Source organism: Pelagicoccus sp. SDUM812002 (assembly GCF_031127835.1).
Classification (GTDB): Bacteria; Verrucomicrobiota; Verrucomicrobiia; order Opitutales; family Opitutaceae; genus Pelagicoccus.
This window is the reverse complement of sequence record NZ_JARXHX010000013.1, coordinates 31675-43753: the sequence shown is the minus strand read 5'-3', so window position 1 is coordinate 43753 and position 12079 is coordinate 31675. Positions and strand designations below refer to the sequence as shown.

Genomic DNA, 12079 nt, shown 5'->3' with positions numbered 1-12079 from the left:
TTCAGGGACTAGAATCCCTCCGCTAGCAAGCCGGCAGATATCTCACTCTCCAGCTCGTCCTCGCCGCTCACGTCCTCGATCCTCATTGGGTAATCGAGCACGAAGTCCTTGAAGTGGACGAGCTCGAAGCGACCATCTTCATGCTCGACAACTGCAGAGAGCGATTCGACCCAGTCGCCAGAGTTGAGGTAGTGCAGATTCTCGAAGTGCTTGTCGGCCGGGGTATGGATGTGCCCGCAGATAACGCCTTTGCAACCACGAGATGCAGCGAGCTTGGCGAGTTTTTCCTCGAAATCGGAAATGAAGCTTACGGCTTTCTTCACCTTTGCTTTGATCGCCTTGGAGAGCGAGTAGTACTCCTTGCCGCGCCAGGAGCGATACTTGTTGTACCAGCGGTTGAGCCCCATGAGCATCTTGTAGCCCCAATCGCCCAAATGGGCGAGGAAGGTGAAATTCTTGGTAATCGTGTCAAACACGTCGCCGTGCAGCACCAAATAGCGGCCGCTCGGGTTTTCGTGAACATAGTCTTCGACGATTCTCACGGAGGAAAATTCCATGGGAAGGAAGCGGCTGAGGATGTCGTCGTGGTTGCCGCGTAGATATATGACCTCCTGTTGGTGCTTCTCGACCCGCTTTAGAACGTAGCGAACGAATTTCGTGTCCATCTTGCTCCACTTGCTGCCACGGCCTAGCTGCCATCCGTCGATGATATCTCCGTTAAGGACTAGGCGGTCGCAACGAGTATTCTTCAGGAAGTGGAGACACTCCTTTGCTTTGCAGTTCAAGGTGCCGAGATGGACGTCTGATATGAAGATCGTCTTGAATCTGAGCGGTGGCTTCTTCATGAGTTGCGAGCTGACCAAGGAGGTTTGGTGCGGTTACCCTCTTTTGTAATGACGCTAGATTAGGGTGGCGCGAGTCAATTGTTTTCGCAGTTGAGAGATGTAACTGACTCGTAACTACTTGGTTGCGCGAGAGTCACAAATGCAGGAAATCAGACAGGAAGATGTAGCCGAAGTTCGGCCGCTACAGCGAATTTATTGCCTGAGCGGGTGCACCGCAGTTGGCAAAACTGAGCTTGCTTTGCGATGGGCGGAAACGAATGGAGCAGAGATCGTGAACTGCGACTCCCTGCTTTTCTATCGAGGGATGGATATCGGCACTGCTAAACCTAGTGCGTCCGAGCTGTCCCGCGTGACGCATCACCTGATTGACCTTCTCGAACCCAACCAACAGATGGATATCGGTCGCTACCTAGAGCTGGCCATCGAGAGGATTCGACAGATCCAAGCTCGCGGAAGAAAGGCCCTGGTCACTGGAGGCAGTGGATTTTACTTGAAGGCATTTTTCCAACCGGTGGTGGACGCGGTCATTGTCTCGCAAGATACGAGGGAGAGGGTTCAAGAGCTCATTGGAAAGGGGCTTGACGTAGCGGTATCAGAACTGTGGAGACGAAACCCAGATGGCCTTGATGGTCTGGATATAGATAATCCACGCCGGGTAAAGAAGGCTTTAGAGCGTTGCATGCAGTCTGGTCAGACTTTGCAGGAGCTCAAAGCGGCATTTGCTCAGCAGACGAACGATCTAGTGGAGGCCCCTAAGTCTCTGTGTGTTTTAGAGCGTAATAAAGGGGAGCTGAATGAGCGCATAGCCATGAGGGTCTCAATGATGCTTGAGCAAGGTTTAGTGGCTGAAGTGGAAGCTCTCCTAGAAAAGGGAATCGAGCAGAATCCGAGTGCCTGCGGTGCGATCGGCTACCGCGAGACTATTGCGTATCTGTGTGGTGAATACGATTTACTGATGCTGGCCAATAAGATTTCCACCAATACGCGTCGTTTAGCAAAAAAGCAGCGAACGTGGTTTCGCAATCAACTTCCAGGGGTAGGAAAGCGGCTCGATTTAAGTGGAGGGGAGTTGCCGGAGTTGGACGTTTTGTTCTCCTAGGGGTTCGGATCTATTCGCGGAAAGGGAGCACGGCTCGGATTGTGGTGCCTTCTTTCGATGTATCCAATTCTATGGTACCCTGGTGCTCCTCGATGATACGGCTGGCGATGTATAGGCCTAGCCCCTGGCCTTTTCCGGGAGGTTTCGTGGTGAAAAAGGGGTCGAAAACTTGCCTTAGGTGAGCGTCATCAATGCCAGGCCCATTGTCTTTCACGCTGATGGCGTACTTACCTGCGAGGTTGCTAGATCGGACTTCGATGCGTGGGTCGGCCTTCGATTGTCGAGCGGCCGCTATTGCATTGCTGATGAAATTTGCGACGACTTGATTTATTTGACCAGGATTGGCTAGAAGCGGTTGCTGCGGTTTTTCGATATGCGTCTTAAGTTCGATCTTTCTATCGATCTCGTGGCGAAACATGCGAAGGGTTGCTTCGATATTTGATTTGGGGTCGAAGGGCTTGTGAGTGTTTTCTTCGTGTCGAGAGTAGGTTTGCAGGCTGTTGACGATTTCGGATATTCGCTCCGATCCATCGATCACGCTATCCACCATTTCCTGCCATTCCGTCGTTTCTTCGGCTGATAGGCTAAGTTTTTGAGACTCTGCTAGTTTGAGGCGTTTGGCGAGCAGGCGAGCGTTAGCTAGGACAAAGCAGACTGGGTTATTAATCTCATGGGCGATGCCGGCGGTGAGTGTGCCGAGCGAGGCCATCTTTTCGGATTGGATGAGTTTGCTTTGCGTTTCCTTTAGGCTTTTCAGGGCTTGGTGGAGGATCTCGTTCTTTTTATTTAGACTCTGGGTCGTGCGTTGGAGCTGAAGGTGCGTTTCGATGCGGGTCAGTATTTCTTCGCTATGGAAGGGTTTTGCCACGTAGTCGACGGCGCCTTGGCGGAGTCCTTCTACGATGTCCTTCGTATCGCGGCTGGCGCTAATGAAAATGACGGGTGCGTCCTTGGTTTGTGGGTACTGCTTCAGTTTTTGGCAGAGCTCGTAGCCGTTCATCTCCGGCATGTTTACGTCTAGTAGGTAGAGATGGGCGGGATCTTCTGAGGCTGATTGGAGGGCTGCCTGTGGATTGGAAAACGGGCGTAGTCGGTAGTCCGCGGGAGCGAGTATCTCACAGAGCAAGCGAAGGTTGGCTTGAACGTCATCGACGACAATGATGCTTTCGGTTTCTTGTTCGCTCATTTTGTACTGCGGAGTGTGCTATTTCACGACGGAGCGGAGAAGTCCCTTGAGTTCGAAGGGGCGCCGCAAGCAGCTTTTGATCCCCATCGCTTGGAGCACGGGTCTCGCGGTTTCCTCGGGGTCGTTCGTGATGGGGACGATGTGAGAGAGTGGCGCCAATTTGAGATCGATGATCTTTTGGATCAGCTCTGCACTGCCACTGTCTTGAGCGCTGTAGGAAATGAAGACCCAGTCGATTTTTTGCTCAGTGAAGGCGTGCAGGGCGGTTTCTCCTTTTTGAGAACCGTTTACGTGGGCTCCGATGCTTTCCAGCATGGACGAAGTGACGCTGAGGTCCGTGGGGTTGTCATCGATCACGAGGCAGTTTTTGCCAATGAGGGTGGTTGGAGCGAGGGTGTCGTGGGTTTGCGGCGCCTGAGACGTTTCCTCGATCGGATGTACGAGGAGCCTCAGCTTGAAGAGACTGCCTACACCAAGTTCGCTTTCGAGGTCTATTTCTGCCTCTATTCTCTTGGCCTGTTGTCGGCAAATTGCGAGTCCCAGCCCTAGCCCGCTGTGCCTGCGAGATATGGATTGGTCGATTTGGGTGAATAGATCGAAGATGTTGTCGCGATCTTGTGACTTGATTCCGATCCCTGAGTCTTTCACGTGGATCTCGAGCTGGCTCTTGTCGCCGGCTAGGTCAATTAGGTTCGCGGTGATCGAGATGAAGCCTTCATCGGTGAACTTGCAGGCGTTAGAGACGAGGTTGAAGAGGATTTGTCGTAAGGGATCGAACCAAGATAACACTTCCGGTAGTGACTCCACTTTTTCGCCGTTATGCTGGAAGGTAAGCTCTATGCGAATCGGGCGATCGTCGACAAGCGATATGGCGAGGTCTCGGCTGTCGAGCAGGATGTGGTTAAGGTTGGTGGGTTTTATCTTTCCCAGCGTTTGCCCTTTTTCCACTTGGATGAATTCGAGTATGCTGTCGATCATGGTCAGCATGTCATGTCCACATCGATTGATCATCTCTAGGCAGGATGCGAATTCGCCTTCAGGCTCTTTGGCGAGCATCATGTCGGTAAAGCCGATGATAGGGTTGAGCGGTGTGCGTAGCTCGTGGCTGATTGTGGACAGGAATCGGGACTTTGCGTTGTTGGACGTCTCGAGTTGGTCTATGAGGTCTTGTCGCTCGGCGAGTTGGAATTCGAGCGTCTCTGCGTTTTTTTCCAGTTCTCCCAGCGCATCCTTCAGGTCGTGGGAAAGCGAGGTGTTTTCGATTGTGAGTTCGACGGCCTCGATCGCGTTGCGGAAGACTATTTTTAGCTCCTCCTCATTCCACGGCTTCTTGAAGTAGTGGTAAACGTGGGAATGGTTGATGGCTTCTATGACTGCTTCTATGTCGCTATAGCCGGTCAGTATTGTGCGAATGACGAGGGGGTAGAGAGAGCGTACTTTTTTGAGGAACTCGACGCCGGTCTCGTCTGGCATACGCTGGTCTGCGACGATCAGCTGAATGCGGTGGTTTCGCAGAATTTCGAGGCCCTCTTGGCAGTTGCTGGCGATATGCACCTCGAATACGTCGCTAAAGGTACGCCGGAACGCTTGGAGGCTCTGGCTTTCGTCGTCTATGTAGAGAATGCGGTAGCGGTTGGATTCGGTCATGATCGAGGAGTAAGGAGATTCGATGGCTAGGGTTGCTCCTGCTTTTCTAAAGTGGGGGAGATGAGGCTAAGGATTCGTTCGTAATCGAAGTTATGGGCTAGTTCTTTGAGATGGGCGGCTACCGCTGGTTGCGAAAGGCTAAGGGTTGCAATGGCACGTTCCAGCTTTTCGAGATAGCCGCCGCGGCAAGCGTCTACGATGACGCGTTGAAGGTGCGGATCGAGCTCGATTTGAGCGTCAAGCTTTGGGATTGGATGAGGAGTGGTAATCGAAAGAGGGGTATCTTTCGAAACAGTTGGTAGATTGAGAAGTGCGGCGATCCGTTTGAGCAATACGTTTTCGTCGAAGGGTTTTGTCATGAAACCGTCGGCGCCGTCTCTGAGTACGCGCTCCCGCTGCTCATTGAATGCGCTGGCGGTGAGAGCCAATATCTTTGGCTGAGGAAGCTCGTCTTGGCCTCGAATGCGGCGGATGACCTCGTATCCGTCCATTTCCGGCATGCGGAGATCGAGCAGTATGAGATCAGGTGATTGCTCCTTCCATTTGCGGATGGCTTCTATGCCGTTTTCGGCCAGGTAGATGGCGAAGCCCGATTCGCAGAGAAAGCGTTCCATGTATTGGAGGTTTGGAAGCTTGTCGTCGACGATGAGCAGCGTTTGGGAAGCTGCCTCCTTATACGGTATGCGCACGAGGGGTTCCTCCTCTTGGGGATGGATTTCCAGCTCAACGAATGGCAGACGGACGATGAAATTAGATCCCTCTCCTTGTGTGGATTGCAGGATTATATCTCCTCCCATAAGTCGGCTAAATTCTTTGCAGATGGCGAGTCCGAGGCCAGTACCGCTCTTTGCGGTTCCTGCTGCGCCTTGATTGAACGGGCGAAAGAGCTTGGCTTGTTCTTCGGCGGAGATTCCTGCTCCGGTATCGGCCACGGTGATCTGGAGCTCCTCATTATTTACGCAGACGTGTAAGGAGATGGCCCCTCTATCAGTAAATTTGAGGGAGTTGGTCAGTAGGTTGTAGATGATTTGACGAAGCTTTGTCCCATCTGTGCCGATACGTTTCGGCACCCCTGCCTCGATTACATATTCGAAGCGTAGGCCCTTTTCGTCGCACCGTGCTCTGAACAGGCTAGCGGTCTCGTCGAGTAGTAAGGTCAGGTCTAGGTTTTGCTCGGTGAGCGAGGTCTTGCGGGCCTCGATTTTGGCCATATCCAAAATTCCGTCTAAGAGGCTGAGCAAGTGTTCGCTGTTGGTATTGATCATCCGCGAGTATTCCCGCTGCTGCTGGGTGAGCTGCGGGTCGCGCAGCAGCAGTCGCGAGAAGCCGAGAACCGCGTTCATAGGAGTTCGGATTTCGTGGGACATGTTTGCGAGGAATTCGCTCTTGGCGCGGCTTGCCTTCTTGGCGACCTCTTGCTGCTCGTGCAGCTTGTTTATAGTGTCCTGAAGTTCCGTAATATCGAGAAAGACGCCAATGTAGCGCTTTACGCTGCCTTTCGGATAGAAGTGGGTCGGGACACCTTGGGTGGATATCCAAGCCCAACTTCCGTCGCAACGCTGCATCCGTAGCTTGAAGTTGTAGGGCGTGCCTCTCATGACGCACAATTTGGTTTGCCTGGCGCCGGTGCGGAAGTCGTCGGGATGCGTAAGGTCTTGGAGCGTTTTTTCGCTGTGCTCCAAATCCCTCTCGCTGTAGCCGAGGATTCGGAAGAATTCGGGGCTGAAGCGTACTTTTCCCTTGCCCGGAAACCACTCGAAACGTCCGCCGGCTCCGACTTTGTCCGCGAGGAGATTTCGCTCCCTAGCTCTTACGAGCTCGCGTCGGATCCGCAAGGTGCTGAGTCGCCATGCGAGGGCTAGGGCAAATATCGTGAGAACGATGGCGGCGAGCTTTACCCACACCTCTTGGTCTAGCGTTCTTGAGACTTCGACCTTGATCCAATCTTCGAGAATCGCTTCTCGCTCGCTTTCACTGATGGAAGCGATGGCTTTGTTCATGAGGCCCAGCAAGGGTTGCCATTCGAGGTCTTTGCGGATGACGAAGGAAAGCGAGGTGCTCACCCCGATTTTATTCGATATCCGAAAGCTGCCGGCGTAGGACGCGCGGACGAGGTAGGCGACCACTGCGTAGTTGCCTACATGCCCGTCCACCTGCCCCTGGAGGAGGAGCTCCAACCCCTCTTGGTCGGTACGAGACTCCACCACTGAAATTTCCGGATAGAGTGCGGATATCATATAAGCGTAGGGATTGCCGGCCTCGATGGATACTTTCTTGCCATTCAGATCTGAAAGGCGAACCCCGAGTGGCTGGTCCAAACGGGTGGCAAGCACGATCGGAAGGGTCAGGTAAGGGATGGTGGCGTTCAGCTCCTCGGAGGACCCGCTACGAATCTCGGCAGAACCGTCCTCGAAGGACTGTCGTATTTCCGGCCAGTCTTGGAAGGATGGAAATTCGAATCGGATGTCCAATCTCTCCTCAACGATCCGCAAAATGTCGTGTTGGATTCCCCGCAAGGAACCGTCTTGGCCGCGGAAGGATAGTGGTGGCCAAGCTGGATCGCTAGCGACGCGAATGGTAGGATGCGAAGCGAGAAACCGCTGTTCCGCGCTGTTAAGGTAAAGCTTCTGGTTTTCAGGTTTGTTTAGGGGGCGAATGCCGCTAGCCGGTAGGGTCCAGCGAATTTGCATGGCTGCGACTTCTGACTCAGGCAGGCTATTAATGGCATGGGAAATGCGCCGTGCAAGAGTTGCTCTGGAACGAAGCGTTACAGGGCGCAGATCCTGTTCGGTGATGACGTCGTCGCTTGCAGTAAAATTGCGACCTACGATTTTGGGGATAAGATACGAAGCGATTTGGGCCTCCTCAACAAATCCGTCCAATTCGAAGTCTTCGGATAGAGCAGATTCAAGCTCCGAAAGGTTTTCCAGGACGACCCATTCGATTTGTGGGAATTGTGCCGTGACCATTTTTGTTATGACGGAGTCCGGGCCTACAACCGCGAAGCGTCCCGCTTCAAGTTGATGCAAGGATGTGGCTTCCTCGGCTTTGGCATCGAGGTAGAGTAGGACCTTATTGCGAAAGATCGACGGTCCGAACGCGTATTTTTGATTGCGCGATTCACTATAATACAGCCCGAAAATCGCATCGATGTCTCCATTTTCGAGTTGGTTTTCCAGTTCGGTCCAAGACGAAGCGCCAATAGTCACCTTCTGGTCGAGAGGACCTTCGATGCGACGGGCGAGATCGACCAAGTATCCCTCCACCTCGTTTCCGGATAAACGTGAAAGTGGAGCATAATCGTCAGCCAATCCGATGCGGATGATTCCGTCATCGTTCCCTGCATCTGCCGCTTGGGTCTCGCGGTTGCTTGACGTTGCTACACATAGTAGCAGGCATAACGCGAAGAGCGTGCCGATAGAATTGCGAGGCAGGAGACTCATAGGGGACAGCTTAGCCATAATTCCTATAATTTTCGTGGGAAGTCGCAATACATTTCACTGTACCGAAGTCCACGGATAGGCGTTAGAGCGGCCTTCATCCCATGTATGATTCACGTGGATACGCTGGTTGATTGGCAGGCCTAGCATTTTTGTCCTAAGTCAAGCGAAAGGCCCCTCTCTGCTTCGATCCGCTCAAGCAGGTTAATTTTGCCTCGCCTCCACTTAAATGAGGCTGCAATGCTGGTTTAACCATGAGTGATATCAACGAACAAGAAGGGGGTGAAATCGTCGACCTCGATAACTGCTCCAAGAAGAAATCGATCCTAATCGCAGCCGCTATCACTGCCGTTCTAGGCTTCGTCGGCTACAGTTACATCTTCCTCTGCATGCACTACATCATCGGAGGGTTCGCGGCTGCGGGAAGTTTCGCGAAGCAACACAAGATTTCATTTACTGCTGGGACAGGTGCAAAGTTGGGTGCGGTCTCCTCGTTCCTTGGCATGCTGGTTGCCTTTGCTGTGTTCGCTATCGTCTTTTATAATGGATTCTCAGAGACGGACTTTGAGACGGCACGCGAGGAAATCTTACGCCAATTCTATGAGGACGGTCAGCCTGAGGCCGCAGAGTTCGCCGAGAACCTTACCCTAGAGCAAGTGCGTCCTTTGGTCGTCGGTGTTATGTTAGCAGCCGGTTCAGTGCTTTCGCTCATTCTTGGAGCTCTCGGCGGAGTGATCGGATCCAGTGTATTCAAAAAAGGACCACTCGCTCGATAATCACAACTTTCTAGCTATGTACGAAATAACGATATTTGTTTCCCAAGAGGAATTCGCAATTCTGGAAGAAGCTGTTTTCGAGGTGGAAGACGCGACACGCTGGAATCTATTCGAGGATTTCGAAGCCAAGGGATATCGAGTGCAAGGCATCTACGATACGGAAATAGAAGCGGAAGCTGCCTGGGCTGAGCTTTCGGCGATCGCCGGCGTGAGCGGAGACGCTAAGCTGCGCCAAATACAGGACTCCGATTGGAAGGACAGCTACAAGGAGCATTTCAAGCCTTGGGCGATTGGACCCCTTCACTGGGTACCGGTGTGGTTGAGGGATGAATACGAATTGCCCAATGGCCACGAGGCTGTTTGGCTCGATCCCGGTATGGCCTTTGGCACCGGAAATCACGGCACGACTCGGCTCTGCGTGGAGCGCTTGATCGAGGCTCGCGAACGTCTAGGAGCCGAGAACCTCAAGTCGCTCAAGGTTGTCGACGCGGGTTGCGGTTCAGGGATTTTGGCGATTTCAGCTAAGCGTCTGGGTTTTGGTACGGTAACGGGCTTCGACAACGACCCGGACGCAGTGCGTATCGCGGTGGAGAACGGTGAGCTGAACGAGACTCCGGAGGTGCCTTTCACTGTAGATGACTTGCTCTCTGGATTTTCGGAGCAGCCTTACGATCTCGTGCTGGCAAACATCTTGGCCGTGGTATTGATCGAATTTAGCGAAACGATTGCTCCGGTTGTCGTTAAGGGCGGGACGCTCATTTTGAGCGGCATTCTGACCCATGAAGCGGAGAATGTGAAAGCCGCCTTTGCGCCGCTTCGCGATTGGAAGGACATCCAAATTCACGAACTGGGCGAATGGTCGAGCGTGACCTTGCTTGCGTAAAGCTATGCGCTACGAGCTTTGAGTTGGCTCGCTTCTAGTTCTGAAAGCGCTCCAGCAAACGCGGGCGGTAGGATTTTGCCCAACCAGGGATGCTTTCGTGGTCGGCTATCAGTTGGTTTACCGAATCAGGAAGCTCGACACCGGCAGCGTGGGCGTGGTCAAGGGCTAGACCAGCCTGCAAACTAAGTATGAGCTCGTTTTCCGGATAGCGGGCGTAGGCTACGAGTGTCTCAAGCGCTTGTTCGCGAACGCCGATATCTGTGCTTTTTAACGCTACCAATTCCGAGGCGACCACGGCTACGGAAGGTTCCTCGTGATCGATGGCCGCGATAGCTGATGGCAGGGCGGTTTGGATCTCCTCTTCACTTGCCGAAAGGAGGTTCGCAAATTTCCAGTATTGAGGTATTGGGTACTGAGGAAGGTTCGTTCGATCTGAGTTTGGCTCGAAGTAGGAAGCGAAGGCCTCTGCAGGTGATTCTCCGGCGAGAACTGCTTTACGTATAATTGGCTCAGGGATGAAGGATAGGTCCCGAGTTTCGTTTTGGTGGTCGGCGAGCGCTGCGCGAAGCGTCGCTAAGGTATCTTTAAGGGCCGGGCTGTTTGCCAAGTTTTCCGTTTCGTGAGGATCGTGGGCGAGGTCGAAGAGCTCCTCGGCAGGATGCGGTTCCCAAAAAGCGGACTGAACGTCGTTTAGCTTCCCGTCGTTGAAAAGTTGATACCATTTGCTTGTGGTTTGGGTTTGCTGCTGGTACCAGAGATACTGTCCGTGAGGCAAGTGAGGATAGTAGTTGCGGATGTAGACGTAACGGCCGTCTGTGACAGTGCGGCACTCGTCGATGCGTTCGTCCATGCGTCCTTTGAAACCGTAAGAATAGCTCGGTGTCGCGGTCGCTCTCTCGCCGAGAAATGCCTGCCCGTGATAGTAGTCGGGTGCCTCAATTCCGGCGAGAGCTAGGGTAGTAGGCGCTAGGTCGACGAAGCTGACTAGGCGGTCGCTCGTGCCGCCGGGGAGGTAGTCTTCGGGGGCTAGATGTTGAAACTTTTCTGGTATGTGGGCGATCATCGCGACGTGCAGGCCAGACCAACCGGGGTAGCGTTTTCCACGAGGCATGCCGGATCCGTGGTCCGACCAAAAGATGACTATGGTGTCGTCAGATAGCCCAGCGGCTTCGAGCTCATCGAGTTTCGATTGAAAGTACGAATCGAGCTCTGTGAGTCGGTCGTAGTATTGAGCCCAGTCCTTGCGAATCTCCGGAATGTCCGGGTGGTAGGGAGGAAGGGGCGCGAGCTGAGGGTCGTGGCGCGGGGTTTCATTTTCGTTCCTAATCTGACTTTCGTGGGTGCCGGTATAGTTGAAGACCGCGAAGAAAGGCTGCTCGGTGGACGTTCGGTTTTTCCAGTGGGCCGTCTTGGATGACTCATCCCAACCTTTGTCATCGGTCTCGAGGTTGTAGTCCTCTTTACTTTGGTTGGTCGTATAGTAGCCAGCTTCTCTCAGGTATACTGGAAAGAATTTCAGGTAACTGGGCGAGGGCACGCGGCTACGCATGTTGTGCGCGCCCAAGCTGGGTGGATACATGCCGGATATGGTTGTGGTGCGTGCCGGAGCGCAGACGGGAGCGTTGGAGCTGGCTTTCGTGTAGCGAAGGCTCTGCTCTGCAAAGGCGTCAAGATGAGGCGTGTTGGCATAGTTGTCTCCGTAGCACCCGAGGTGGGGCCCATGGTCTTCTGCTGAGATCCAAACGATATTCGGGCGGTCCGAAGCGCGCAGCTTAACTGTGCATGCAACTAGGAGGAGGATTAGGGCGAGCTTCAGCTTTTCCATGGTGAATTGGGTGGGGTGGGTTGTTAGACGATACGTTGCCAGGGATCCTTTGGTTCACCTGATTCGTGGCATTGCGATGGATAATGGCGGAATGTTTGCTGAATTCGAGTAGAAAGGAGTTTTTCCAGCATTGCGATGCCAGGTTCATCTTCGCCTTTCTGCAATTGATCTGATTGTAAAATGTATTCGGAATTATGCGACACATAGATACCATTTCTGGTGCTGACCTAGCAGGAAGGCTTTTCCTTGGTTGCACATAGCGGCGAGCCAGCGATCCATTACCGAAACGGAGAGGAGGATCAGGAACCGATTGTTAAGGAAGAGGCTTGAGGTCTATTTCGGCAATACCTCACTTTTGGCTTACTTCAAGGGATGCAT

The 12079-nt window shown here is 53.2% G+C and carries 8 protein-coding genes; 3 read left to right on the top strand and 5 right to left on the bottom strand.

Annotated elements, in window-relative coordinates; translation table 11 throughout:
• Positions 1-8: 8 nt before the first annotated feature.
• Complete coding sequence (locus QEH53_RS17165) at positions 9-845, bottom strand: UDP-2,3-diacylglucosamine diphosphatase (RefSeq protein WP_309024442.1); 837 nt, start codon at positions 843-845, stop codon at positions 9-11.
• Between the two features lie 139 nt (positions 846-984).
• Here QEH53_RS17165 and miaA point away from each other — a divergent pair, with 139 nt between their 5' ends.
• A complete protein-coding gene (gene miaA / locus QEH53_RS17160; RefSeq protein WP_309024441.1) occupies positions 985-1944 on the top strand; it encodes a tRNA (adenosine(37)-N6)-dimethylallyltransferase MiaA in 960 nt (319 codons plus the stop codon).
• A gap of 10 nt (positions 1945-1954) precedes the next feature.
• On the opposite strand, the gene QEH53_RS17155 is transcribed toward miaA, so the two are convergent.
• Genes QEH53_RS17155 through QEH53_RS17145 form a run of 3 tightly spaced genes read right to left on the bottom strand, consistent with a single transcriptional unit; the run spans position 1955 to position 8238 of the window.
• Positions 1955-3130, bottom strand: coding sequence for a response regulator (locus QEH53_RS17155; RefSeq protein WP_309024440.1), 1176 nt, complete (start codon positions 3128-3130; stop codon positions 1955-1957).
• An 18-nt stretch (positions 3131-3148) separates the two neighbouring features.
• Entirely contained in the window at positions 3149-4777 is a 1629-nt protein-coding gene (locus tag QEH53_RS17150; RefSeq protein WP_309024439.1) for a response regulator, read from the bottom strand.
• A gap of 26 nt (positions 4778-4803) precedes the next feature.
• Positions 4804-8238 (bottom strand): transporter substrate-binding domain-containing protein, encoded by a 3435-nt coding sequence (locus QEH53_RS17145; RefSeq protein WP_309024438.1) that lies wholly within the window; start codon positions 8236-8238, stop codon positions 4804-4806.
• 233 nt (positions 8239-8471) lie between these two features.
• On the opposite strand from QEH53_RS17145, the gene QEH53_RS17140 reads away from it, so the two are divergent.
• Positions 8472-8993: a hypothetical protein gene (locus tag QEH53_RS17140; RefSeq protein WP_309024437.1), complete on the top strand. Its 522-nt coding sequence runs from the start codon at positions 8472-8474 to the stop codon at positions 8991-8993.
• 16 nt (positions 8994-9009) lie between these two features.
• Positions 9010-9876 carry a 50S ribosomal protein L11 methyltransferase gene (locus QEH53_RS17135; RefSeq protein WP_309024436.1) on the top strand — a complete coding sequence of 289 codons (867 nt, stop codon included), beginning with the start codon at positions 9010-9012 and terminating at the stop codon, positions 9874-9876.
• A 34-nt stretch (positions 9877-9910) separates the two neighbouring features.
• Here the strand turns inward: QEH53_RS17135 and QEH53_RS17130 are convergent, their stop codons facing one another.
• The gene (locus tag QEH53_RS17130) at positions 9911-11701 is read right to left on the bottom strand and encodes a sulfatase (protein ID WP_309024435.1); all 1791 of its coding nucleotides are present in this window, start codon (positions 11699-11701) and stop codon (positions 9911-9913) included.
• Positions 11702-12079: the final 378 nt, after the last annotated feature.